At 58.1% G+C, this 24120-nt stretch carries 22 protein-coding genes; 14 read left to right on the forward strand and 8 right to left on the reverse strand.

Features of this window, described 5'->3' with window-relative positions:
- Nucleotides 1-306: 306 nt before the first annotated feature.
- The 4 genes from DOM36_RS02415 to DOM36_RS02420 form a co-directional block, all read right to left on the reverse strand.
- Nucleotides 307-1194 (reverse strand): serine hydrolase domain-containing protein, encoded by an 888-nt coding sequence (locus DOM36_RS02415; RefSeq protein ID WP_198651178.1) that lies wholly within the window; start codon nucleotides 1192-1194, stop codon nucleotides 307-309.
- A gap of 159 nt (nucleotides 1195-1353) precedes the next feature.
- The gene (locus DOM36_RS19945; RefSeq protein WP_157958539.1) at nucleotides 1354-1944 is read right to left on the reverse strand and encodes a hypothetical protein; all 591 of its coding nucleotides are present in this window, start codon (nucleotides 1942-1944) and stop codon (nucleotides 1354-1356) included.
- A 104-nt stretch (nucleotides 1945-2048) separates the two neighbouring features.
- On the reverse strand, nucleotides 2049-2780 hold the full coding sequence (locus DOM36_RS19950; RefSeq protein WP_157958540.1) for a hypothetical protein: 732 nt from the start codon (nucleotides 2778-2780) through the stop codon (nucleotides 2049-2051).
- A gap of 369 nt (nucleotides 2781-3149) precedes the next feature.
- Complete coding sequence (locus tag DOM36_RS02420) at nucleotides 3150-3887, reverse strand: hypothetical protein (protein ID WP_110641124.1); 738 nt, start codon at nucleotides 3885-3887, stop codon at nucleotides 3150-3152.
- A gap of 293 nt (nucleotides 3888-4180) precedes the next feature.
- On the opposite strand from DOM36_RS02420, the gene DOM36_RS02425 reads away from it, so the two are divergent.
- The 3 genes from DOM36_RS02425 to DOM36_RS02435 all read left to right on the forward strand — a co-directional run bounded on the left by DOM36_RS02425 (nucleotide 4181) and on the right by DOM36_RS02435 (nucleotide 6460).
- A complete protein-coding gene (locus tag DOM36_RS02425; protein ID WP_110641126.1) occupies nucleotides 4181-4717 on the forward strand; it encodes a hypothetical protein in 537 nt (178 codons plus the stop codon).
- 85 nt (nucleotides 4718-4802) lie between these two features.
- Complete coding sequence (locus DOM36_RS02430) at nucleotides 4803-5198, forward strand: hypothetical protein (RefSeq protein ID WP_110641128.1); 396 nt, start codon at nucleotides 4803-4805, stop codon at nucleotides 5196-5198.
- Between the two features lie 110 nt (nucleotides 5199-5308).
- Nucleotides 5309-6460, forward strand: a complete 1152-nt coding sequence (locus DOM36_RS02435) for a DUF3275 family protein (protein ID WP_157958541.1) — start codon at nucleotides 5309-5311, stop codon at nucleotides 6458-6460.
- A 141-nt stretch (nucleotides 6461-6601) separates the two neighbouring features.
- On the opposite strand, the gene DOM36_RS02440 is transcribed toward DOM36_RS02435, so the two are convergent.
- Nucleotides 6602-7525 carry a LysR family transcriptional regulator gene (locus tag DOM36_RS02440; protein WP_110641130.1) on the reverse strand — a complete coding sequence of 308 codons (924 nt, stop codon included), beginning with the start codon at nucleotides 7523-7525 and terminating at the stop codon, nucleotides 6602-6604.
- Nucleotides 7526-7614: 89 nt separating this feature from the next.
- Here DOM36_RS02440 and DOM36_RS02445 point away from each other — a divergent pair, with 89 nt between their 5' ends.
- The gene (locus tag DOM36_RS02445) at nucleotides 7615-8169 is read left to right on the forward strand and encodes an NAD(P)H-dependent oxidoreductase (protein ID WP_157958542.1); all 555 of its coding nucleotides are present in this window, start codon (nucleotides 7615-7617) and stop codon (nucleotides 8167-8169) included.
- A gap of 217 nt (nucleotides 8170-8386) precedes the next feature.
- Here DOM36_RS02445 and DOM36_RS02450 read toward each other — a convergent pair whose 3' ends face one another.
- Both DOM36_RS02450 and DOM36_RS02455 read right to left on the reverse strand, forming a co-directional pair.
- On the reverse strand, nucleotides 8387-9331 hold the full coding sequence (locus DOM36_RS02450) for an alpha/beta fold hydrolase (protein ID WP_198651179.1): 945 nt from the start codon (nucleotides 9329-9331) through the stop codon (nucleotides 8387-8389).
- A 94-nt stretch (nucleotides 9332-9425) separates the two neighbouring features.
- A complete protein-coding gene (locus DOM36_RS02455; protein WP_110641134.1) occupies nucleotides 9426-10292 on the reverse strand; it encodes an NmrA family NAD(P)-binding protein in 867 nt (288 codons plus the stop codon).
- Between the two features lie 117 nt (nucleotides 10293-10409).
- Between DOM36_RS02455 and DOM36_RS02460 the strand changes: the two genes are divergently transcribed.
- From DOM36_RS02460 to DOM36_RS02490, 6 genes are all read left to right on the forward strand, one after another.
- Complete coding sequence (locus DOM36_RS02460; protein WP_110641136.1) at nucleotides 10410-11297, forward strand: LysR family transcriptional regulator; 888 nt, start codon at nucleotides 10410-10412, stop codon at nucleotides 11295-11297.
- Between the two features lie 854 nt (nucleotides 11298-12151).
- Nucleotides 12152-12763 carry a TetR/AcrR family transcriptional regulator gene (locus DOM36_RS02470; RefSeq protein ID WP_110641140.1) on the forward strand — a complete coding sequence of 204 codons (612 nt, stop codon included), beginning with the start codon at nucleotides 12152-12154 and terminating at the stop codon, nucleotides 12761-12763.
- An 81-nt stretch (nucleotides 12764-12844) separates the two neighbouring features.
- Entirely contained in the window at nucleotides 12845-13234 is a 390-nt protein-coding gene (locus tag DOM36_RS02475; protein ID WP_110641142.1) for a limonene-1,2-epoxide hydrolase family protein, read from the forward strand.
- Between the two features lie 329 nt (nucleotides 13235-13563).
- Nucleotides 13564-15177: a GMC family oxidoreductase N-terminal domain-containing protein gene (locus DOM36_RS02480; RefSeq protein WP_110641144.1), complete on the forward strand. Its 1614-nt coding sequence runs from the start codon at nucleotides 13564-13566 to the stop codon at nucleotides 15175-15177.
- A gap of 58 nt (nucleotides 15178-15235) precedes the next feature.
- Nucleotides 15236-16015: an SDR family oxidoreductase gene (locus DOM36_RS02485; protein WP_110641146.1), complete on the forward strand. Its 780-nt coding sequence runs from the start codon at nucleotides 15236-15238 to the stop codon at nucleotides 16013-16015.
- Between the two features lie 131 nt (nucleotides 16016-16146).
- Nucleotides 16147-17058, forward strand: coding sequence for an MBL fold metallo-hydrolase (locus DOM36_RS02490; protein WP_157958543.1), 912 nt, complete (start codon nucleotides 16147-16149; stop codon nucleotides 17056-17058).
- A 58-nt stretch (nucleotides 17059-17116) separates the two neighbouring features.
- Here the strand turns inward: DOM36_RS02490 and DOM36_RS02495 are convergent, their stop codons facing one another.
- Nucleotides 17117-17731, reverse strand: a complete 615-nt coding sequence (locus tag DOM36_RS02495; RefSeq protein WP_232823707.1) for an NAD(P)H-dependent oxidoreductase — start codon at nucleotides 17729-17731, stop codon at nucleotides 17117-17119.
- A gap of 249 nt (nucleotides 17732-17980) precedes the next feature.
- Between DOM36_RS02495 and DOM36_RS02500 the strand changes: the two genes are divergently transcribed.
- The 4 genes from DOM36_RS02500 (at nucleotide 17981) to DOM36_RS02515 (ending at nucleotide 24025) form a co-directional block, all read left to right on the forward strand.
- A complete protein-coding gene (locus DOM36_RS02500) occupies nucleotides 17981-18883 on the forward strand; it encodes an AraC family transcriptional regulator (RefSeq protein WP_198651180.1) in 903 nt (300 codons plus the stop codon).
- 188 nt (nucleotides 18884-19071) lie between these two features.
- Nucleotides 19072-19686 carry a TetR/AcrR family transcriptional regulator gene (locus DOM36_RS02505; RefSeq protein ID WP_110641155.1) on the forward strand — a complete coding sequence of 205 codons (615 nt, stop codon included), beginning with the start codon at nucleotides 19072-19074 and terminating at the stop codon, nucleotides 19684-19686.
- Nucleotides 19687-19832: 146 nt separating this feature from the next.
- Nucleotides 19833-20939, forward strand: coding sequence for an efflux RND transporter periplasmic adaptor subunit (locus DOM36_RS02510; RefSeq protein ID WP_110641858.1), 1107 nt, complete (start codon nucleotides 19833-19835; stop codon nucleotides 20937-20939).
- Entirely contained in the window at nucleotides 20936-24025 is a 3090-nt protein-coding gene (locus DOM36_RS02515) for an efflux RND transporter permease subunit (RefSeq protein ID WP_110641157.1), read from the forward strand. The genes DOM36_RS02510 and DOM36_RS02515 overlap by 4 nt, the downstream gene beginning before the upstream one ends.
- The last annotated feature ends 95 nt before the right edge of the window (nucleotides 24026-24120 follow it).

Here is a 24120-nt window from a genome sequence, read left to right on the forward strand (position 1 = left end):
ATCTTGAATTCTTCGGTGTATCGTTGACGGCTCATGGAACCTCCTGCTGCCTTCAGTATAAGGCCTGGAGGTGTCTACGAAACTAGGGGCGATTCAAATATTGAGGAAAGAAAACTGCTAATTCCGGCATCACGGGGCGTTTTCAACCAGTGGCTGGAAGACGCTTTGTTCCGAATTGGGCGCAAGCTTTCCTAAAGAATTGCTAGCTAGCCTTCGGGCTAATGAAATGCAGAAATCTACGCCAAGTTGGTCAACGGGCTTTTGGACTCCCTCGCTTTAGGACAGTCTGCTTTCGGCCAATAGAAGTCATACGCGCAGAGCCGCGTTGATTGTCGCAAATTCTACAACGCCCTCATTTTGTCCATCCGTAAAACTCGAGACAGTAATTGGACTCAGCAAGTCAGGGAAATGGTAGACCGCGTTGACGCTGAAAGGCCCACCACCGGAATGGCCGATGACCCGACCGACATCCCCACACCGGCCACTCATGAGACCGAGTGCATACCCGCACTCTGTCCATGGCCGTCCCTCGATGGCCCCGCCGAGTGGATGGCGGATCAGCATCTCAGCAAGCATCGGTGCATTGAGCAATTTCCCCATGAAAAGGGCATGCAAAAGCTTCGCCGCATCGGCAGCAGTGCCGATAAGACAGCCGTGATAAACCCACCCCGGATGGTAACTCGCAGCACTCGTCCAGTGGACTCGCTCGAAATCGCGCCGTGCAACAGCAAGTTCGACACTGTCAAGGTCGAGCGGGTCGCAAATCATCTGCTTGACCAGACTGGCAAATGACTGCTGTGCCACATCTTCTATCAAATCCCGCGCCAGCAAGTAACCAACATTGGAATAGGACCAACCTTTCCCCGGTCTAAAAAGCCTGCCTCGCTCCATTGTGAGCTCACGCAAATACTCGACAGGCCAAGGCTCCTCATCTTCTGCAACTGCCCTCCTATACTCGGAAAGAGAGAAGTAGTCAGGAAGGCCTGACGTGTGATTTAGCACTTGGCGTAGCGAGAAGTCATAACCCGTAAGATGTCTGTCCAGATCGATCCTGCCTTCTTGCGCCATCCGCAATGCACAGATGGCAATGACCGTTTTGGTGAAGCTCCAATAGGGAAATATTTCTGCTCCCTCTACCTGACGGGTGTCAGAGACAGATGCGGGGGTACGATGGGTAAAAATGGATCGGTTCAAGCTCATCCGTCCACAATAGGCTGTTACGGAATGACGGTAAAGAGGCGCATTCGGCCAGAAGCAAACGTTAAGCCAGAGTAGATATAACGCCGCCTACACGCTCGACTTGGTAGTGGAGGAGCAGCCGCAATGGAAAAGCCGTCGGTGTGCCTGCGATTGTTAACATTTTTCTCGGTCTGCAATCTCTTGAACAGCTTTGCTGACTGAGACGAATGATTTATTGAGGACCTTAAACTCCTTTACCAAGTTTGGTCCGTACCCATGCTCTGACGATTCACTACGCTCAAACGTCCGAACATCAAGAGAAGACTTTGCGCTCAACCGTCTAGAGTGAAATCTCGGTTTCCCTGCCGCATAGTACTGAGTTTCAACCTGTATTGGCTCATCACCGATATATTTATAAAGGCCGCCATATTGCCCCCAAGTTAGCGTAATCTGTTGTCCTGGCGCTAAAAAAGGAATGCCTGTAACGATGGGGCCGACCTCCATCGTTGCTGGCATTTCCTTTGGCACATCTATGCTGAACGCTTCGTATGGCAGTGGCTTAGTCGTCTTAAATTTTACGCTGTGCGCTGCACCGTTACCGATGTTCTTGATGATAAGGTTCAAAACGGACGGTCGCTTAAGATCGGGGTCCGCATATACGATAATAACTGGATCGGTGGATGAGCGAAAGACAGAATATGTAACCACCACCGACCCTGTCGCAATCAATGCCATAAAGAGCGAAATCCAGTTGCCAACATCCATCTCGTCATGAACTCCCAGAAGTTAACGCCGCGATTTGCGGCCATTTTTAGCGCAGCGGAAAGTTTGCCCGACAGCAGCGCTTTGTTAGCCATTAAGCCAGACAATCAATATTCGACCCTAGCTTCAGCAAGTTTACGAAAAGAGCGTTGGTTTTCACGCAATACGTCATCCGTTAATTTCTCTAATTCATCTGTTAATTGATTTAGGCCCGCCAATGTTGCGTGCCCATCGCAAAATATTTTTCTATGACCATCTGGCACCTCGATTGATTCACGCAAAAAAGAGCTGGCTTGTAGTTGCCTGCAGTAATCTAAACATGAGCCTAGAATTAGCAGTTCGCTACCTTTCGGATGAGAAAGGCTCGCATCAGACATGTTAAAAGCGATTGAAACTATATCATAGCTGGATAGATCAACACTTTCCGAATCATATTTCAGTGATTTCATAAGGCGACAACCCTTCCTCATGCCACCATATGTATTTTCATCTTTATGATCAATCCAGGCGTTATGCAGAAATGGAGTATTTGTCAATCTTTCAGGGACGCTATTATCTAGAATTTGAACGCCACGAAAAACTTCATTATTTGTTTCCGCATATCTATTTGTGTTGTACCAGTTAGAAGGCACGACATCGACCTTCCTTGTTAAGGATCCTCCTTCAATTGATATTGACTTACTGCCACCTTTGTCAACATCTGCCTGTGGAAAAGCATTTTCCAAGATTTCCTCTGCCTCTCTTCTAAGATTTAACAGATCCTTAATAGGATTGCCTTCATATGGCGAACTTGGAACTTGTGGGTTTTCAAGCGTAAAAAACTTATTAATTATTACCAATAAATCAATGTCGCTTTTGGCTTTTATATGCGTATCGTTTGTAACAGATCCCTGGTATTTATATTCACAGCGATCGGTCAGTCTATTATTTAATTGACTCCTTACGCGTTCAGCCTGAAGATAAGTATTTTTCGTATACTCAGGATCAGTAGGTTGTCACTATTCAGCATCCCGATGATGCTTATGCAGAGGCAGGTAGTCTCGTGCAGGCAGTGGGCTCCCTCAAGACAATGCTGTATCGCTTTGATCTTGAGAAAAGAATGGGGCTGGAGGGATCACCGTTTGAGGCTGATCCCATTGAGAACCGGATATTTCAGGTCTATGGATTGAGCGAAAGCGTGGATAGAAATGGTATCTCGCCACCTTTGCCTATGCCGCCCAATCTAACTGCCGTAACAGGTGAACGTTGATCCATGACGCGTCGCCAGCTTTCATCTGGAAGTCGGTCTCGCTCACGGGGTAAGGATTGTCATCCGTTTTGAGCGGTTTTCCGCCATCGAATACTTTTTCGATATGGCAACTGGATGGCCGAAGCCACAGCGCTGAGAGATCGCTTCCCCTGGGTTTTCGGAATACGAACCTGAAGTCATATTGACGGCCATTTGAGTTAGTTGCCGTGAAGTCTCCAAGGACTAGCAGTATGTAGGGAATTGACCACACCCGAATGTCGGCATAGGCCCAAATGCGTTTTTTATCCGCGCGCTTACACAGGTCACGAAACTGGGCGGCAGACAAGTTTCCTTTACGACACAGGCTTAAACAGAAATTGTATGCGAGGGCGAGAAATTCAGGATCTCTGAATTGCTGCCTGATTCGCTCGCCCCTGTCGTCATCGAATCCGGAAGGTATCAGGAAGTCGAGTCGGGAATTCCGCTTGGAGAGAACGCATTCGTCAAGCGGATTGGCATTATCTGGACGATCCTTGTGGTCGAAGCGAGCGGTAGTGCCAGGGTTGGCGTTGAACACCCCATACAAGTCGACAACCTCGCCACAAGCCGCGCAGTAAGGATAAATGCCTCTGCGCTTGTAATGCACGCCAGCCCGTGCCAGAAACTCGGTTGGGTCAACCGCCGGGCCGGCGGGACTACCGTATCGAGCTTGCTTCATCTTCCACCTTTATCGATTCATTTGTTGAGTGGCCGGATACGGCGTATCAGAGCCACTTGCACAGCTCTCACGACCCTTTCATACTTAATCTGCATCACGTTTGCTGCTAACGGCAATAGCAGCGCCTTTTGCCTTCGGGCAATTCCCGAAGCCGTTAACGCATCCCGAGAGACGGCGCTCACCTGAGCTGGATGCCACTTCCGAATATTCGGCCTCGCGCCGAACCACCCATCCGGGGGAACACTCTTCCCCGATGGGAATGGTGTATCTCTCGTATCCACTGGAGCTGCACCATGAATCCTTTCCAAGGCTCTCGAGCCCTGCTGTTCTCCGTTCTGATTCCGCTCATGCTGCCACAGGTCATTCCTGACCCACTCCGGTGGATCTGGCTGACGCTGGTCGCCTTGGGAGTGCTAAAGCGCCTTGGCCTCATCAGCTTTGGTTTCGGCAGCGGTGCGGCCGGCAATGAGAATGAAGCGTCAGGTTCCGTCAAGACGGGATCGACCTCTCATCGCCGTGGCGCGACACACCAGGGAGAGATCGTTGCCCATGGCAGCGCGCCCTATCAGTTCGACGAGGCCAACCGCCTCAGCTACTACATCACGCTGCGGCCCGAGCGTGGTGACGACAAGACCGTGTGGGGGATCGATCTCAAGCGCGTGGCGCGAGAGATCCCGCTGGCTGTTGGCGATGCCGTGGCGCTCGAGTTTCTCGGGCGTGAAGCGGTCGTCGTCAAGGAGCCGGTTCGCAATGACCAGGGCAAGGTCGTGGATCACCGTCAGGTGAACACGCACCGCCATACCTGGAAGGCACACGTTCTGCCAGCATAAACCAAGCGGTATCCACCCCATGGGGAAGTTTCCTTCCCCATGGGGCGAGGTGCTTCCCCTTTTTTGTTCCCGAGGAGAAGCACCCATGAATCGCAACACCCACAACGCCAACGTCCGTATCGATCTCACCCTCAAGGCGGAACGTCTCGGGCTCTGCCCCGATCGTCGCGACGTGATGGTGCAGATGGAGCAGCCCCTCATCAACGAGGTGGTTGCCTTCGAGACGGCTGGCACATCGCACTCGGCACTTGAGGGCCTGCACTGGGTCGAACGCCTCGATGCGTTTCTGGAGCAGGCTCGTGACGAGCTGATAAAAGCGCCTGCAGGCAGTCGATCGCTCGATTTCGACATAGCGGCACCACATCGCACCGGAGCGTTACTGCTTCCGCTGTTCGTCGGTGTCCATGTCGAGCTGGAGCACCAGCTTGGCAAGCAGGCGCTGGTGTTCTCACTGCCCGGACGTGATCGTCTGGCTGCCTGAACACACGCTGTTCCACCTCCATAAGCCCGTTTCGACGGGCTTGTCTCTTCCACCCCGACCGGGATTCGCTCCCGGTGGGGCATCTCGGTCGTCATCATGAGGTTTCGACGATGGCCGACATCTACCAGGCAATCACTGATCGGATTCTGGAAAGTCTTGAGCAGGGGCATTTGCCCGGTATCGGGCAGCCCTGGGATCCGTCCCGCCGAACGCCACTCATACCCTGTAACGCCGTCTCCGGTCGCCAGTACAGCGGCATCAACGTGCCTCTGCTCTGGGGCGAGGCCGAGGGTCGCGGGTTTTCCCAGGACCGCTGGCTCACCTTTCGCCAGGCGAAAGAGGCCGGGGGTACGGTACGCAAGGGTGCCAAGAGTACGCTCGCGTGCTTCTACAAGCCTTTAAGGCGCGAGATCGTCGATGAGGCCGGCGAGCCGGTGCTCGACGACGAGGGCAACCCCAAGGAGAAGCACTTCGCGATTTTGAGGGGCTTCAATCTGTTCAACGTGGATCAGTGTGACGGTCTGCCCGATGAGGTCACGAATCCGCCGGCGACGTCGGTCGAGGGATTCGACAGCGTGAATGCGCTGGACGACTTCATCGACGGCTGTGGCATCAAAGTCACGCACTCGCTGGATCGCGAGATCGCAGGGTATTACCCCCGGCAGGACAGGGTGTTGATGCCCGCGAAGGAGCGATTCCATGACGGGGATAGCTACTACAGCGTGGCACTGCATGAACTGACCCATGCCACCGGGCACGAATCACGCCTGGCACGCATTGGGATCACCGACCCCGAGCCGTTCGGTTCCGAACGCTACGCGCTCGAGGAGCTGGTCGCGCAGCTGGGCTCGGCCTTTCTGTGCGGGCACTTCGGTATTCGCAACGAGGCCTTCGACGCCGCCTACATCGCCAGCTGGATCAGCGTGCTGCAGGCGGACAAGAAAGCCATCTTTCGCGCCACTGGCGCGGCACGTCTGGCAGCGGAATTTCTCAAGCAGACGCACGAGGAAAACCGCACGCCGGCATCGACGGATCAACCGCAAGAGGAGAGCGCCAAGGCCACATCGAAGCGCCGACCGCAGGCGGACGATCAGGACATCGCGCTGTTCGGGCACCAATGGCCGCTGGGCGATAGCGTCAAGCTGGATCCCACGGTCGATCGGGGTACTTTCCGTGCCCAGGTCACTCGCCTGAAGCAGATGGGCTACGCATTCGATGCCACGTCACAAACCTGGACCTATTCGGCTGTGGAAGCGGGCTGATTCAACACTCAACCCGCCGGGGGCGATGACTGCCCCTGGGGGCAGCTCGTCCCCATCCTTGTCGATGGAGGCAGCATGTCACCTGCAACCCTGCTCTGGCGTCTCGAGGAGGCGCCAGAGCTTTTGGTAGCCGTGCTGAGCTCATGCGTCGTACCCGCTCGTCCCGGCCGAAGCAATCGTGGTGATGAGGTCGACGGCCAGCATCACCGCGGGCTCACTGTCCGTACGGCGGTGATGCAAGAGGTACAGAGCAGCAGGCGTTATCTTGATCGGCACCGGTCGTTTCACGAGGCCACGGGTTACGGCAAGGCTTTCGACACCTGCCGGAAACGTGCCGATCAGATCCGTTGCGGCAACCATTTCGAGGGCGTGACCGAACGTGGGTGTCGCCACGGTGACCCGTCGGTTGCGGCCAATGACGGCCAGGGCGGTGTCCACGGTTCCCTGCACCTGCCCCCGTCCCGATACAATCACGTGCGGGAAAGCCAACCAGCGATCGATATCCAGTGGCTCGTCGTTCACCGCCGGATGATCGGTTCGCATGAATGTGGCGTACGCAAAGGAGTAAAGCGGCTTAGCACGCAGCGACGCGCCGAAGAAGGCTTCGACCGCAATGACCAGATCGACCTCCCCGCGTTCGAGCCGTTCGACTTCGTCGCCCGCGTGCCAGGGGTGGAAGATAAGATCGATACCGGGCGCGCACTTCGCCAGTTCGTTCGTCAAGGCCGCGCCCAGTCCGATGGCCGGCACGTCGGGAGCGAGGAGGCGGACCGTCCCACGCAATTCGGCCATTGTCGGCCGCTCCCTGTCGACGATAACGGAAAGCTCGGACAGCGCGGCGCGCAACGGCGCACGCATGGCTTCCGCGAGCGGCGTTCGTCGTAGACCGCTGCCCGCAGCGCGCACCAGCAGCGGGTCGTCGAACATTGCACGAGCGCGGGCCAGGGCATTCGACGCCGCGGGTTGGGTAAGGCTGAGCCGTCTCGCTGCCTGGCCCACATGCGCTTCATCGAGAAGCGCATCGAGAATCACTAGAAGGTTGAGGTCGATGCTGCGAAGATTCATCACATGAATATCCAAACATAATAAATATCATTTGGGCGAATGATTTTCGGGTCACTATGATACCGAGGTCGTTTCAAGGAGCTAATCTCATGATGACGCTTTTACTGTTTGCCCATCCCGATTTTCAGGCCTCACGTGCCAATCGCGCGATGCTCGACGCTGTTGCCGATGTGTCCGATCTGGAGGTCAGACGGCTCTACGATCTCTATCCCGATGGTCGCATCGATGCCGCGACCGAGCGGAGCCGGCTGCTTCGCGCTGATCGTCTGGTGTTTCAGTTTCCTTTGCAGTGGTACGCGACACCGGCCTTGCTGAAGGAATGGCAGGATGCTGTCCTGTCGCCGCTGGTTTACGGCGATCCTGCAGCCACCGCTTTAATGGCCGGGCTGCCGGTAATCGTCGCGACGACCACCGGCGGACCGTTCGCAAGCTATCGGCCGGGCGGTAGCGCCGCGACGATCGATGCGCTGCTCGCCCCGCTCGAAACGACCGCACGCAGATGCGGATGGCAGTGGCGGCCTCCGTTTGCAGTGCATGATGTGCGCAATCTGGACGATGCCGATCTCGCGCGGGCGGCTGCCGACTATCGGGCAGCGCTGCTGTCAGTGCCAATGCTTGACCGTAAGCATTTAACGGAATCCTGAACAAGCAAGTCCCACCGGGCTATCAAGGATCGAGATCGCCGAGCTGCCACAACGGCAATTCAAGATTGTTTTGACGTTAAGACGCAGTGTGCAAATTTAATTTCCGGTGCTATCAGAGCAGATCGATAATTTGTTGCCTGTCCTACCCGAAGAGGCGTTCATGCCAGGGATCGTTGTCCGCAAGCACCACCGGGCGTCGACGCTGGGTCCAATAGAATTACTTCTCTTCGATCGTGCCTTGCGAAACGGCCGCACTGGTAACGTCGCTCACTGCCGAGCGCCATGCCGCGTCCGAACCCGACAAAGTGCTGAGCAGAAAGGCGGTCGATAGGCTTTGCACCGCGGCGACACGCGCCGGATCCTCGTCGGTGGTCTCGCGGGCCTCATAATTGGGAATGCCGCCGAGCGAATGCTCGCCGCCACGGACCTCGAACAGAGCCTTGGCACCGGGGCTGAGATCATACGCCTCTCGCCACCAGTCGGGGCCGCGCACGGTCATCGCGCCATTGTCGTTATCGCCCGCGACTACCAGCGTCGAGATTTCCAGCTCCGAGAAGTCCGGATGCATAAACGGGAAATTCTGCGCGGCGAACTCGCTCAGATTGTCCCCGCCAGTCCCGGGGACCGCGAACAACGCGCCGGCCTTCACCCGTTCGTCGCGCAGCGAAACGGTCGAACCATTGTCGGGATCGGGATGCGTTGCGCCCAGGAACATGCTCGCGGTCTGCGCACCCCAGGAATGACCAGCGACCGCGATGCGATTGCGGTCGATCCGACTCTTGATGAAGGGCGCGGCCGCTTCAATCGCATCGAGATTGTCGAGTAGTGCGAGGATATCCTGCTCGCGGTGCCTCCATAGCTGCAGGCGGCGCGGATCATCCGTGGTGAGCGCGATCATGCGGGAGTCAAGATGGGTCGGATTGATGACCACGAAGCCGTTTGACGCCCAGTAATTGACGAGCGGGCCGTAAGTGTAGAGCGACTGCCCGTTCCCGTGCGAGAACAGAATGATCGGCAGGTTGTCGCCTTCTGCGGGTGCGGTGACCCGGTAAGTCAGATCCTCGCCGCGCCCTTCGATGGGAAGCAAGAGAGGCCCAATGGACAGCGCGGGCGCGAGGTCCATGGCGTTCGAACGGATGATCGGACTGGCATGTGCTGGCATTGATTTCTCCTTGTTTAGGATAGGAAACAGACCACGTTTAATAGCTGGGTGTAAGCGTAAATATGGTCTGTCCCTTTATGTACGCTGGATAGATTCAGGCTGTGGCGAGGGCGTTTACGGCTTCGCGATAGCTATGCAGCGGGCGGCCAAGCAGGGCGGTGAGGCGGTCGATATCGCCTGGCTCCGGAATCATGCCGTGGCTGACGTAACGCTCGGCCATCAGCCGCATCTCGTAAGCCATCCAGCGCGGCATGAAGGCGCCCATGTTCTGTTCGAATCCGGCAGGATCATCACCGCCATAGGCAATGGGACGGCCCAGCACCTCAGACCAGATCGCCGCGATAACCTCGCCGGTCAGGGTATCCGGGCCGACGATGTTGATCGTCTCTATGGGTAGTTTGTCCGGCCCCGCGTCGCGTCGGATCAGCTCGATGGCGGCGACTTCAGCGATGTCGCGTGCATCAACCATGGCGACCCCCTTATTACCGATCGGCATCGGATACACGCCGTGTTGCACGATCACGTCTTTCACCATCGCTTCGTTGTCGATGAAATAGGTCGGGCGCAGAATCGTCGCGCTGAAGCCAAACGTCTCCAGCATTCGCTCCGCGCCGTACTTGACGGCAAAGTGAGGCACATTGACCGCCGCGTCGGCTCCGAATACCGACAGGTAGACGATCCGTTCGATGCCGGCTTCGCGGGCGAGGTTCAGAGTGATGATCGATTGCGTGAACTCATCGCCGCTCACGGCGTTGAGCAGGAACAGGGTGCGGACGCCGTCGAAGGCTGAGCGGACGCTATCGATATCGAGCAGGTCGCCCAGGGCCACGTCGACGCGGGCCGGAAAGTTTGCCCTGGTGGGATCGCGGGTCAGAACGCGCACGTCAGCGTCGCGGTTGATAAGTTGTTCGACAACATGGCGGCCGACACGGCCTGTAGCGCCGGTTACGAGAATGGTCATTTGAGTCTCTCCTGGATCGTGTGTTTCGACGAGTCCAAGTTAAGTGATTCACATGGCGGCGAATAGACGCTATATCTAGACGCTCTGTTCCATTGACGGAACACCTCTGGAGTGGCTATGGACTTGCTTGCGTTGGCCGATTTCACGCTCGTCGCGCGTTACGGGGGCTTTGGACGCGCGTCTCGAGCGGCCCACAGACCCAAGGCGACGCTGTCGCGGCGAGTGGCCGGCCTGGAGGCGTCGCTCAACCTCCGGCTGTTCGAACGGGGCACTCGTGATCTCAAGCTGACCGAGGAAGGCAGGGCGCTCTACGAGCGGGCGGGCCAGCTGCTGACCGAGCTCGAGGAAACCGCGGCCGCGATCGCCTCAGGCGGTACACAGGTGCGCGGACGGATGCGGATCAGTGTGCCGCTGCTCTTTTCCCAGATCGCCATGGGCCGGCTCGCGGCCGAGTTTGCGCGGCGTCATCCCGACGTCAGGCTGGAGGTGACTACCGAAGATCGTGCCGTCGACATGATCGAAGAGGAATTCGACCTCGCAATCCGTGTGAATCCCGACCCGAACGAGACGTTGGTCGGACGGCCTTTCCTGCGCGATCGACTCGTCGTCGTGGCAAGCCCGGACCTCCCTTGTGTAGACGGCGCGCCAGTGCCTGCCGTGGTCCGCCACGTCGCAAAGGACGAACGCTGGTCGGTTACGGATGTGCGAGGTGAGGCGAGCATGGACATTGCCCCGGTGCTCTGTTTGTCCTCGATGATCATGATTCGCGACGCAGTCCGGGCGGGCGCCGGTGCAGCGCAGCTGCCGATTTCTCTCGTTGCCCAAGACATCGCACAGGGGCGTCTTTCACACTGGGCCGACGTACCGAGGTCGGACATTGTGCTGTGGGCGCTCTATCCGACGCGGCGCCTTCTCAGCGCGCGTGTCTCGGCTTTTCGCGATTTTCTGAAGGATGTATTTCCGACCGGTACGCCCGATGAACTCGGCGCTTTCCTGGCCGCATAAAAAGGGGAATAGAGGCTGCCTAATGCTTGATATAGCGTTAGGTCAAGTCTATCGGTCTCTCTGTATAGTCCTCGACTGTGCTAGCGAACCTGGCGATATCGCAGCGAGCCAGCATTTCGGGAGAAAGTATCTTAATCCGTGGTGTCGGTTCGGACGACGGGACTAAACCTGATGTAGTTCATGAAGTGTGGGCTTTTCTTGAAAGCTGTATATGTCCACAGTTCTCGATGGATGGCTGGTTTGGAAAGTGTTTCTATCGTCGACCCATCAAGCTAGGCGAAAAGGGTTGGTGTCGGCTGAAGCCCGAGCCAATCGACTCAATGTTTCCGCTTCATTTACCTCGTGGCTCCTGCCACACCTATTTTGCTGCGCAACCCGACAGAAACCACAGATGTCACGACGCCTATCCCAGCGATTCAGCTGGCGAAGCTGCTCAAGCTGCGGAAGCAGTTGGGGCAGCCAGACGATGGCCGGCCGGAGTTCTTTGTGCTGGATCGCGTGCGGATGCGAATGGGGTTCCTCTGGGTACCGGTGCCATCCCGAGGCGCACCGTTTCAGGCCACTAGACGGCGTGTCCGGACTGTTTTTTCTCAATCCTAAGCGGTCAAGCATCCGCGTTCACGGGGATTGATCTGGGGCGCTAAGTTTGATCATTGACGATGCTCCAGGGCGAGCCTCTCAATCGGTGCCGAACGCAGAACGCCTAGGGCGGCAAGGAAGTCGGCGTGAAGGTATACGCAGCACTACCTAGCCTAAAGTAGGGGGTATTTTCGCCGCCAAGATAAACAACAGGTGTTGTTTATCTTCGGATGTTTGTCTAGACTTCACAATCTGGCTTAGGAGCTCGTTTCAATATGGTCGCTGCTGTCCACTTGCACGATCCAAAAGATCCACGCGAAGAGCGAACGGTGCGACGACTGTCGCAGGCCGTGCTGGCGATCGCTGTCGAACAGGACATCACCAAGACGTCTGTTGCAGAAGTCGCAAGAAAGGCAGGCATCAACCGCAGCACTTTCTATGCCTATGCCACCAGCCCCGTCGCGCTACTAACGAGTGTTCTTTACGCCGAGCTCGATATCGACCGGCGCAAGAATCGCTGCGAAATGAAGGCTGGGAAGAGGGTGACGAGAGACATCTTGCGCCGGCCTCTCGAGCAGATCGCTGATCACGTCGAGCAACACATCGGTATTTACGCTGGGCCTCACCAGCAATCGGCGTGCTACGCGATGCGCGTCATCCTGGCCGAACATGTCGAGCAGTCAGTGTTGGAGACCTTTGCGGAGGGTTCGATCGAACTGCCGGCGACGGGCTCTCCCTTCACGGCAATGTCCGCGAGCTTCCTTGCCCATGGCATCGTGGGGGCGGTAGAGGCGTGGCTCCAGCTGCCCGCACCACGTAGCCGGTCGGTGCTGTTCGAAGCGATCGAGCAAATGTATCCACCCTGGTTTGCGCAGACTTCCTCTTGATACCGAGTGATTTTGCGCCTCATTAGCCGCAAAGACATATCGCTATCTTTGGTTATTAAAGATTCTCACGAGGGCAAGACGATGGCTGATAACGTGATTGACATCGCAAAGACTTTTATTGGTCACTGGAATGCGGATCACATGGAAGAAGCGTTATCCATGCTTGCAGAGGATGTGTTTTACGACAACGTTCCGTTCCCTGACATCGTTGGCCGTGACGGCGTTCGCCAGTTTCATATCGACTTCGGTTTCGGCAAGGATTTTCGGGCAGAGTGGGAAATCATCAATATCGCCGCGGCTGGAAAGGTCGTCCTCAGCGAGCGAGTCGATAAATTCATTCACACCAGCGGCGGTGTCATCGTTTTACCCGTCATGGGAACGCTGACCATAGAAGACGGGATCATTACCGTCTGGCGTGACTACTTCGATCCTGCCGATTTCGATCGCCAGCTTCAGCAAATTAAGCGCTGAAAACCGATTGTCGAGCGTCTAGAGAAGTATCGGATATCGCTGGTACTCGCGTTGCTTCGACACTAGTTTCCCGTGAAATCGATATGGCGATGGTCGAGCCTCGGGTGAGTACTCCGACTATCGATCAGCGCCCTTTAGTACGACGTTCAGCATCACGCTTACCGAGCGCGGCGACTCTGTGGCTAGCATTCGAGAATAACGAATGCTAATCCCATCCAGAGCTTGAGCTACCGGGGCTCAAATGGGAATCGAGTTCAGAATCTCCAGGGTGTGCCAATGTGACATTACCGAAGGTGATTTTGTACCCATTGAAATGACAGGAGATAGGCGTGAGTGAATCTACTGAAAGTTATGATTACATCGTCATCGGCGCAGGCTCTGCCGGTGCGGTCGTTGCGACTCGCCTGACCGAGGATGCCGCCACCCGGGTTCTGCTGATCGAGGCGGGTCCAGAGGATACGAGCTTCTGGTCCAAGGTGCCGATCGGGTTTGCCAAGATTTTGATCGATGATCGGTTCATGTGGAATTTTGAGACATTACCCGAGTCCGGTTTGAACGACCGCCGTCTAGGGTTGCCACACGGAAAAGTCATCGGCGGGTCCAGCGCCGTCAATGGTCTGGTGTTCACGCGCGGTCTGCCGTTCGATTATGACAACTGGGTCGAAATGGGTGCCAAAGGGTGGGGTTATCACGATGTTCTACCCTATTTCAGAAAATTGGAAAGCTGGGACGGAGAGGCGAGTGACTATCACGGTACCGATGGTCCAACCGGCGTCGAGAACGCAAGGTGGAAGACGCCGCTTGCCGAGGCTTTCATCAGCGCCTGTGAGAACATGGGTTACCCGCGTAATGATGATTTCAACGGTGGTCAGGTAGGCGGTGTCGGTTACTCGCCGTTGGATACCCGCCGTGGCCGTCGATCTTCCACCTCCGAGGCGTATCTCAAGCCCAACCGTAGCCGCGCCAACCTGAAGGTGATGACCGAAACGCTGGTTACCAAGGTCGTTCTGGAGGGGACGAAAGCCACGGGCGTGGAGTATGAGCGCGACGGGCAAACCCATCAGGTGCGGGCCACGCGGGAAGTTATCTTGAGCGCGGGTGCCCTGCACACGCCCCATCTACTGCAGCTGTCGGGCATCGGCCCTAAAGAAGTACTGCAGGCGCAGGGAATCCCGGTCGTCAAAGAGCTTAAGGGTGTTGGCGAGAACCTGACGGACCACATCCAGACCGGGCGAACCTTCACTACCAGTAGCCCCTATACGTTCAATCGAGCGGTCGACAATCCGCTGTCTCAAGTTAAATCGGGCATTAACTACTATTTAGGGCCTCGCAACGGCGCACTGACCAACGGACCGTCAGCAGCAATCGCTTACGTTCGGTCTGATGAAACGCTGGCAGAGCCGGATCTGCTCGTTCATTTCTTGCCATTTCTGCCCGATGAGACGGGTTGGGGACTCAACAAGCAGTCCGGATTTCGTATCGCTATGTTCCGCTCGAGACCTCACAGCCGAGGCCAGGTTCGGCTGGCGTCACCGGACCCGAAGGTGCCGCCGACGGTCGTGTTCAATCACCTCTTGGAGCAGGAAGACGTCGATGCGCTGATTTACGGCATGCGCCTGGCGAAACGGATCAGTGAGTCGGCGCCGCTCAGTCAGCAGGTTATCGAGGAGCTGGAGCCGGGGCCAAAAGGGGAGAGCGCAGAAGGCCTGCTCGATTTCATCCGCGGCAACGCCAATACCGGTTTCCACTATGCCTGTACGGCCAGGATGGGCAGCGACGATGATGAGATGGCGGTGCTGGACGAGACACTGCGAGTGCGCGGAATCGAGAATCTGCGCGTGATCGACGCCTCGGCAATGCCTGCCATTCCCTCGGGCAATATCAACCCAGGGGTCTTGATGCTCGCCGAGAAGGGCGCCGACCTGATCCGCTCGGGAAAATAGCGGCCACCGGACCTGATTCACGGTTTCAGGTCCCTCTACAAAATTGGGAGATTCATTCATGGTCATCGATTTGTCCGGAAAAACCGCTCTGGTTACAGGCTCAACGGCAGGCATCGGATTCGGTATCGTCGAGGGGTTGATCGCCGCCGGCGCCACGGTTGTATTGAATGGCCGTACCCAGGAAGAGGTTGACGCGGCGGTTGCCAAAGTGGATGGCGCGGCCAGCGGCATCGTCGCCGAGTTGGGCACGACCGAAGGACATCAGGCGCTGATCGCCGCCTTGCCGGCTGCCGATATCGTTGTTAGCAACCTTGGCATTATTCAGATGGCCGACTTCTTCGAGACAGACGACGCCATTTGGGATAGGCACTGGAACACCAATGTCATGGCCGGCGTGAGACTCGCGCGATCCTATCTCCCTGGCATGCAAGAAAAGGGATGGGGGCGATTTCTTTTTCTTAGCTCGGAATCGGGCTTCAACATACCCGTGGAAATGATTCATTACGGCGTCAGCAAGATCGCTGATGCCGCCTTGGCGCGTGGTTTGGCCAAGCGTATGGCCGGAACTGGAGTCACTGTGAATTCCGTTCTCGCCGGTCCCACGCTGTCGGCTAGCGTGACGACGATGCTCGAACAACAAAGAGGTGATAGCGACCGGTCGATTGAGGAACTTGCCATCGACTATGTCAAACAGCATAGGCCCACGTCGATTATCGGCCGTGCTGCCAGCGTGGGAGAAGTCGCGAATATGGTCGTGTACCTCGCTTCCGAGCAGGCTTCCGCCACAACAGGGGCCGCTTTGCGGGTCGATGGTGGTGTGATCGATACGGTTATGTAATCCGTCGGGATTCGTTCCTGGATCCCGTTTTTCTCGATCACACGATAAAAACTTTGGTTAGTCAATCAGGTAATCTTATGAATAGATTGTTAATTACTGCTGGTATGGCATTAATAATGAGCGGAGCCAGTATGTCGGCATTGAGTGAAGACAGTGCCGTTGAAACAGCCCCGCACGAACATGACCAAACGGGTCATTGGACCTGGTTGCTGGGTGACTTCAAGGTCACGACGCTCAACGATGGTTCACTCGAGGTTCCCGTTGAGCAGTATCTGGATGGACCCAAACCGGGTGAAGTTGAGGCTGCTTTCAAGGCAGCATCGTCCGAGCTGCCGATGGAAATGTCCGACAACGCGTTTCTGATCGATACGGGTGAAAAGGTGATCCTCGTCGACGCCGGCGGCGGAAATCTATACGGGCCAACGCTGGGACATCTGCAGGAGAATTTGGCCGCCGCTGGTTACCGGCCCGAGCAGGTCGATCTCGTTCTACTCACCCATCTGCATGGCGACCATTCCGGTGGCTTGATCGTCGATGACAAGAAAGTGTTCCCGAACGCCGAAGTTTACGCAAGCCAGGCGGATTTTGATTACTTCCTGGATCCCGACAATGGCGCGGAGAGCGAAGGGCTCGAGGCCGTGAATTTTTCGGCCGCGAAGAAGACATTTTCGATTTACGAGGATCGAATCGAATCGTTCGAGGCGCCAGCTCAAATCATGCCTGGGATCCGTGCGATTCCGGCACCCGGCCACTCACCGGGGCATACCGTATTCATGGTCGAAAGCGAAGGCCAGAAACTATTGCTGATGGGCGATCTGGTGCACGTTCCTCAAATGCAGTTCGCGCACCCGGAGTACTCGATGGAGTTCGACCTTAATGAGGACCAAGGTGAAGTTACGCGTAAGACTCTGCTAGATGATGCCGCCGAGCAGCATTTTTGGGTAGCAGGCGCGCATCTGCCCTTCCCAGCGACTGGCCACATTCAGTCGAAGGGAACAGGCTTCGTGTATCTGCCGGCCGAGTCTGCCGCCAGTAAACCGTAGCCGGGCATCCACTTCATTCGTGCGGTCCAGACTCATGGTCTCGACCGCACATGTTTCTCTAAAAGTTTTTTTCCAAATGACGCTCGAAGCGCTCAAGATCCGCTTCGATGTCGGGATTCTTCAGCACGTCGTAGATCACGTAGGTCGGCAGCGGCTCAAGGCCGATCCATTTGAAGTTGAGATGCATCGGACGCATGAGCTCGTCTTCGCTCAATCCATCGAAGAACGTTTCTTGCGGATTGCTGAACGCCTCGCGTGGGGCATTGGCTGTCAGGGACATCATGTATTTGCCGCTGAGCTTCGGCCCCAGTCCGTAGTTGGACTTGGGATTCCTGGATGACCGGCCATCGCCGTCTGACAGATCGCCCCTCATGCCAGCGGTCCATACGTCATCGATATACTTCTTCATTCCCCAGCTCACGCCCATCCAGTTGATCGGCGACTGCAAGAGCACGACATCCGCCCACTTCAGCTTTTCGATCTCAGCGTCGATATTGTAATCGTCGGCGGTTGCCGTCTTGCGGACGTCATCACCGCGGCGCTGGAAGAAAGCCTCTGCGCGCTCCACGAAAGTCGCGTTGAGCGTGCCGGGGGAAACGGGGTGCGGTTGATGACCGTTGATCAAAAAGACGTTAGCCATATCTGATTCCTGCTGAGTGACTGAAAGTGACATCGTGGCGCTTCGTCAACCAGGCCGATGTGCTCAAACCCAGATGCGAGTTCTGAACCCCAGTATGAGACCCAATGCCTGGCGCACGCTTGCTAAAAGCGCTTCAATGATTGCCTGATTCGATCGGCTGCGATCGGTATTAGATCCGATCATTCGTCGGCCATGATAGGCTGAAATCTCGTCAATCAGGGCCTTGAGGCGAATTTTACGCAGTCTTCTGGAGGGTGTGCGGCAATGGCTCGACGACATTCCATGCTTGATGAGCTCGCGACGCTGGTCGCGGAAATTGCCCAAAACGATGGCGATTGCAGCACTCCGATTCCGGCGTTGAAGCTGAGCCGTTGCAGCACGACGACGGATCCCGTGCCTTGTATCTATGACATGGGCCTTGGGCTGATCGTTCAGGGAGGCAAGCAGGTCTCATTGGGCGACGAGATCCACGACTACGGCGCCGGACACTCGTTGATAACGACCCTGGATTTACCCGTTGTCTCCTATATCACGCATGCCAGCCATGAGGTGCCATATCTTGGCGTATGGCTGGCACTGGATGCACATGATATTGCCCAGTTGGCTGTCGAGCCCGCGCCCGCGGCTTTACCTCCGACGGCAGCGTTGAGAGCGATGTCAGTCGAGACCCTGGACGAAGGTACGATACTGGCACTCACTCGACTGCTTCGGCTGTCGTTCGAACCACAGCTGATGCCCCAGCTCGCCCCCTTGATTCACAAAGAAATCGTTATCCGCTTGCTGAATGGCGATCATGGCCCCTACTTGCGCCGGCTCGTGGCGACCGGCTCCCCGAACCAGCATATCGCCAAGGTCGTCGCCTGGCTGAAGCGCCACTACGCGCAGGACCTCTCCATGAGCGAGCTCGCGGCCAAGGCCCATATGAGCCCATCGACCTTTCGCCGCCATTTCCGGACAGTCGCCGGCATGAGTCCCCTGCAGTACGTAAAGAATCTGCGATTGCAGGATGCTCGCCAATTGATGCTCCACGACGATCTGGATGCTGGCAGCGCCGCGTTACGTGTCGGGTACGAAAGTGCCTCGCAGTTCAGCCGGGAGTACAGCCGGCTCTTTGGTGTGCCGCCGAGTCGCGACCGCAGAGAGATGAGGCAATCGATACAGGGAGGGAAAGGGCACCGCTACTGATGGGCCAGAGCGCCTGTCCAAGCACTGCGGGCACTGCCGATGCTCGACGAGGTGACTCTCTTACCGGCAGCATGCCGCGCCGGTTAGCAGTACACGGCAATCAGGTGACGACCTATGGTTATAGTCACCATTCGGGCTATGCTAAGCTGACTGGTTTTCAGAACCCGCACTCGGAAGGCGCTTTGCCCATGTCTCAGCCAATTTCTCCCGACGCGGCGCGTGGCCCGGCGGAACACGACGTCCGCGATCAGATCGTAGCAGCAGCGCAGGCTCACTTCAGCCGGCATGGCTATGACCGGACGACCGTCTCGGAGCTGGCCAAGGTGATCGGCATATCCAAGGCGTACATCTACAAGTTCTTTGCTTCCAAGCGTGCCATTGGCGAGGTGATCTGCAGCGAGTGTCTGCAGCAGATCGATCGGGATATCAGCGCCGCGGTGACTTCCACCGATCACCCGCCGGAACAGCTCCGGCGCCTGTTCCAGACGTTGGTGCACTCGAGTCTGCGGCTCTTCTCCGAAGACCGAAACCTCTACGAGATCGCCGCCGCTGCGGCATCCGAGCAGTGGCTGCCGGTCGAACGCTACGAGGCTCGCGTCAGGACGCTGGTCGAAGCGATTCTCGTCGCCGGGCGACGAAGCGGCGACTTCGAGCGCAAGACGCCGCTCGACGAAGTCACGGCGTCGGTTTGTCTGGTCATCCGCCCCTACATGCATCCCGTCATCCTGAAGCAAAGCCTCGAACACGTCGGCTCGGCTCCCGGCCTGCTCTCCAGTTTCATCCTACGCAGTCTCGCCCCCTGATTGCTTGCGGGTGTGGCCCTCTCGCTTGCAGGTCTGACTCTCTCGATTGTGGCTGTGATCATATCGATTGTGGCTGTGACTATTTTGCAATATAGTCACGCCAACATAATTTGGATGTAGCGATCACCATGACGGGTCTGCGACGAATGACCAGGCGCTCCAGGGTTTTGACGACGGCGGCCGCGTTTCTGCTGCTGACGACCACCGGCTGTCAACGGGACGAGCTCGCGGACCCGCGAACCGAGCCGCCGCTGGTGCGCGTGGCGACGGTCACGCCGGCCGAGCCGGGCGTGCGAGTCTTCACTGGCATCATCGCGGCGAGGGTCGAGAGCGACATCGGCTTTCGGGTCGATGGCAAGGTCCTGTCACGACTGGTGGACGTGGGCGAGCAGGTCAAGCAGGGCGAACCGTTGGCGCGGCTCGATCCCGTGGATTTGACCCTGAGCGCGGAATCGGCGGCTCAGGCGGTGTCCGCCGCTCGGGCGCGTGCCAAGCAGACCGAGGATGACGAGCGTCGTTATCGCACGCTGCGCGATCGTGGTGTCATTGCGGTATCACGCTACGATGAAGCCAAGGCGGCGGCCGACGCGGCGCAGGCCGATCTCGAGGCGGCCATCGCGCAAGCTGAGGTCGCCCGCAACGCGACTCTGTATTCGACCCTCTTAGCCGACGCCGACGGCGTGATCACGGAGACGCTCGCCGAGCCCGGCCAGGTCGTCGCCGCCGGGCAGACCGTGATCCGACTCGCCCACGCAGGCCCTCGTGAAGCGCTCATCGCGCTGCCCGAAACACGACGCCCGCCGCTCGGGTCGATGGCGCAGGCCACCCTCTACGGCGAGACGGCCAGCGGGCCCGCCACGCTGCGCGAACTATCGGCCTCCTCGAATACGCTCACGCGCACGTTCGATGCCCGCTACGTGCTGGGCGATGAATTTGCCAGCGCGCCGCTGGGCGCGACGGTCAGCGTTCGGTTGACGACGAACCAGGCCAAGGAGGGGGGGCTGAAGGTTCCCCTCGGCGCCATTCATGACGCCGGTGCCGGCGCCGGCGTCTGGGTCGTCGATGGCGAGCCTGCCACGGTGCGCTGGCAGCCCGTCGACCTTCTCAGCGTCAGTGACGAGCAGGCCCGCGTGCAGGGTGCGCTCGAGCCCGGCGCGCGTGTCGTGGCGATGGGAGCACACCTGCTGCGCGAAGGAGAGACGGTGCGTCCCGCTGCAACGGGCTCTGCGGCAGGGCAGGAGTCGCTGCCATGAGCCGATCCCGCTTCAATCTCTCGGCGCTCGCGGTGCGCGAGAAATCCGTCACCCTATTCCTCATCGTGCTGATCTCGCTGGGCGGCGCACTGGCGTTTGTTGATCTCGGGCGCGAGGAAGATCCCGCCTTCACGGTCAAGGTCATGACGGTCATCACCGCCTGGCCCGGGGCGACGGCCCAGGAGATGCAGGATCAGGTCGCCGATAAAATCGAGAAGCGCATGCAGGAGCTGCGCTGGTACGACAACACCGAGACCTACACGCGACCTGGGTTGGCCTTCACCAAAGTGACGCTGATGGACAGCACCCCTCCCTCCCAGGTCCAGGAGCAGTTCTATCAAGCACGCAAAAAGATTGATGATGAAACGCCCAATCTACCCAGCGGCGTCATCGGCCCCATGGTCAACGATGAATATTCGGATGTGACCTTCGCGCTCTATGCGCTCAAGTCCCGCGATGAAGCGCAGCGGGTTCTGGTCCGAGATGCTGAGAAGCTGCGTCAACGAATGCTTCAGGTGCCGGGCGTCAAGAAGATCAACATCATCGGCGAACAGCCCGAGCGCATCTTCGTCGAGTTCTCCCACGAGCGCCTGGCAACGCTCGGTATCGGCACGGCGCAGATTTTTGAAGCGCTCGATGGCCAGAACGCCTTGACGCCGGCGGGGTCGGTCGAAACCGACGGGCCGCAGATCGTGATTCGCCTCGACGGCGGGTTCGATTCACTGGCGGCGATTCGCGACACGCCGATCACCGCGCAGGGGAATGCGCTGAAGCTTTCGGATATCGCGACCGTCAGGCGCGGCTACGAAGACCCGGCAACCTTTCTGGTTCGCCACGATGGCGAGCCCGCGCTGCTGCTGGGCGTGATCATGCGCGAAGGGTGGAACGGTCTCGACCTCGGCGAGGCGCTCGAGCAGGAGGTCGGTGCGATTAATGACGCGCTGCCGCTGGGCATCAGTCTGAGCAAGGTATCGGACCAGGCCGTGATTATCGATGCCGCCGTCGGCGAGTTCATGATGAAATTCTTCGCGGCGCTGCTGGTGGTGATGCTGGTGAGCTTCGTCAGCATGGGCTGGCGCGCCGGTATCGTCGTCGCGGCCGCCGTACCGCTGACACTGGCGCTGGTGTTCATCGTCATGCAGGCCACCGGCAAAAACTTCGATCGCATCACGCTGGGCTCGTTGATTCTGGCGCTGGGGCTTCTGGTCGATGACGCCATCATCGCCATCGAGATGATGGTGGTGAAGATGGAAGAGGGCTACAAGCGTGCCGCCGCCGCGGCCTACGCCTGGAGCCATACCGCGGCACCGATGCTGTCGGGAACGCTGGTCACCGCGATTGGCTTCATGCCCAACGGTTTCGCCCAATCTGCCGCGGGCGAGTACACCAGCAACATGTTCTGGATCGTCGGCATCGCGCTGATCGCCTCCTGGATCGTGGCGGTGGTGTTCACACCCTATCTCGGCGTCAAGCTCTTGCCTGAGATGGAGACGCTCGAGGGTGGCCAGGCCTCGATCTACGACACGCCGCGCTATCATCGCCTGCGGCGTGCGCTGGCCTGGGTCATCGCGCGCAAGTGGTGGGTCGGCGGGGGCGTCGTGGCGTCATTCGTCGTCGCCGTCATGGGCATGGGGCTGGTCAAGAAGCAGTTCTTCCCGATATCCGATCGTCCCGAAGTCCTGGTCGAGGTCCAAATGCCCTATGGCACCTCGATCGAGCGAACCAGCGACGCCACGGCGAAGGTGGAGCGCTGGCTGGCCGAGCAGCCCGAAGCCGATAGTGTCACCACCTATATCGGCCAGGGAGCGCCGCGCTTTTACTTCGCGATGGGGCAGGAGCTACCTGATCCCTCCTTTGCCAAGATGGTCGTGCTCACCGATGACCAGCAGGCCCGCGATGCGCTGCAGCAGCGGCTGAGACAGGCGATCGCCGACGGTCTCGCGCCCGAGGCGAGAGTTCGAGCGACGCACCTAGTCTTCGGACCCTATTCCCCATTCCCCGTGGCCTATCGCGTTTCCGGCCCCGACCCCGACACGCTTCGCGATCTCGCCCGCCAGGTGGAAGACATCATGGTCGCAAGCCCACTGACGCGTACGGTGAATACCGACTGGGGCGAGCGCGTACCGACGCTGCATCTCGAACTGAATCAGGACCGGCTGCGTGCTATGGGGCTCTCGTCGCGCTCGGCATCCCAGCAGCTGCAGTTTCTGCTCAGCGGCGTCTCGATGACCGAAGTGCGCGAAGACATTCGCACCGTGCAAGTCATTGGCCGCGCTGCGGGCGATGTGCGGCTCGACCCCGCGAAAGTGGCCGATCTCACTCTCATCGGCGAGCAGGGTCAGCGGATACCGCTGTCTCAGATCGGCGAGATAGACGTGCGCATGGAGGATCCGATACTGCGTCGCCGCGATCGTACGCCGACCATTACAGTAGGGAGCGACGTCGCTCCTGGGCTGCAGCCGCCGGATGTCTCGACGGCCATCACCGCCGAGCTCCAGCCGCTCATCGACTCGCTCCCGCCCGGTTACCAAGTCGACGAGGGCGGCTCGATCGAAGAGTCGGGCAAGGCCCTGCAGGCGATGCTGCCGCTGTTCCCCATAATGATCGCACTGACCCTGCTGGTCATCATCCTGCAGGTGCGTTCGATCTCGGCGATGATCATGGTCTTTCTGACCAGCCCGCTGGGGCTGATCGGCGTCGTGCCGACGCTGCTGCTGTTCAATCAGCCGTTCGGCATCAATGCGCTGGTCGGGCTGATCGCGCTTTCCGGCATCCTGATGCGCAATACGCTGATTCTCATCGGGCAGATCAGTCAGAACCGCAAGGAGGGACTGGCGCCATTCGATGCCGTGATCGAGGCGACGGTTCAGCGCTCCCGTCCCGTGCTGCTGACGGCGCTGGCGGCGGTGCTGGCGTTCATCCCGCTCACGTTCTCGGTGTTCTGGGGCACCCTCGCTTACACGTTGATTGGCGGAACCATCGCTGGGACGTTGCTGACGCTGCTGTTTTTGCCGGCTATGTACGCGATCTGGTACAAAATCACGCCCCGTGGAGCGGAGTCTGTCGTGCTTGAGAGGGAAGGTTAATCGTGATCAATGCTCAACTGTAAAAACCTACGTGGTTGGCCTTAACGTTTCGGCTTCCTCTTTTTGGGGTCTCCTGTCAAACCTGATATCTGGAC

Source organism: Salinicola sp. CPA57 (assembly GCF_003206035.1).
Classification (GTDB): domain Bacteria; phylum Pseudomonadota; class Gammaproteobacteria; order Pseudomonadales; family Halomonadaceae; genus Salinicola; species Salinicola socius.

Coding starts and splice junctions, on each gene's coding strand:
- DOM36_RS02445 (WP_157958542.1), top strand. CDS start 7,615: ATGATGACGCTTTTACTGTTTGCCCATCCCGATTTTCAGGCCTCACGT.
- DOM36_RS02505 (WP_110641155.1), top strand. CDS start 19,072: ATGTCTCAGCCAATTTCTCCCGACGCGGCGCGTGGCCCGGCGGAACAC.
- DOM36_RS02420 (WP_110641124.1), bottom strand. CDS start 3,887: ATGAAGCAAGCTCGATACGGTAGTCCCGCCGGCCCGGCGGTTGACCCA.
- DOM36_RS02450 (WP_198651179.1), bottom strand. CDS start 9,331: ATGCCAGCACATGCCAGTCCGATCATCCGTTCGAACGCCATGGACCTC.
- DOM36_RS02435 (WP_157958541.1), top strand. CDS start 5,309: ATGGCCGACATCTACCAGGCAATCACTGATCGGATTCTGGAAAGTCTT.
- DOM36_RS02475 (WP_110641142.1), top strand. CDS start 12,845: ATGGCTGATAACGTGATTGACATCGCAAAGACTTTTATTGGTCACTGG.
- DOM36_RS02430 (WP_110641128.1), top strand. CDS start 4,803: ATGAATCGCAACACCCACAACGCCAACGTCCGTATCGATCTCACCCTC.
- DOM36_RS02455 (WP_110641134.1), bottom strand. CDS start 10,292: ATGACCATTCTCGTAACCGGCGCTACAGGCCGTGTCGGCCGCCATGTT.
- DOM36_RS02470 (WP_110641140.1), top strand. CDS start 12,152: ATGGTCGCTGCTGTCCACTTGCACGATCCAAAAGATCCACGCGAAGAG.
- DOM36_RS02510 (WP_110641858.1), top strand. CDS start 19,833: ATGACCAGGCGCTCCAGGGTTTTGACGACGGCGGCCGCGTTTCTGCTG.
- DOM36_RS02425 (WP_110641126.1), top strand. CDS start 4,181: ATGAATCCTTTCCAAGGCTCTCGAGCCCTGCTGTTCTCCGTTCTGATT.
- DOM36_RS02460 (WP_110641136.1), top strand. CDS start 10,410: ATGGACTTGCTTGCGTTGGCCGATTTCACGCTCGTCGCGCGTTACGGG.
- DOM36_RS02515 (WP_110641157.1), top strand. CDS start 20,936: ATGAGCCGATCCCGCTTCAATCTCTCGGCGCTCGCGGTGCGCGAGAAA.
- DOM36_RS02490 (WP_157958543.1), top strand. CDS start 16,147: ATGTCGGCATTGAGTGAAGACAGTGCCGTTGAAACAGCCCCGCACGAA.
- DOM36_RS02485 (WP_110641146.1), top strand. CDS start 15,236: ATGGTCATCGATTTGTCCGGAAAAACCGCTCTGGTTACAGGCTCAACG.
- DOM36_RS02495 (WP_232823707.1), bottom strand. CDS start 17,731: ATGTCACTTTCAGTCACTCAGCAGGAATCAGATATGGCTAACGTCTTT.
- DOM36_RS02500 (WP_198651180.1), top strand. CDS start 17,981: ATGCTTGATGAGCTCGCGACGCTGGTCGCGGAAATTGCCCAAAACGAT.
- DOM36_RS19945 (WP_157958539.1), bottom strand. CDS start 1,944: ATGGATGTTGGCAACTGGATTTCGCTCTTTATGGCATTGATTGCGACA.
- DOM36_RS02440 (WP_110641130.1), bottom strand. CDS start 7,525: ATGAATCTTCGCAGCATCGACCTCAACCTTCTAGTGATTCTCGATGCG.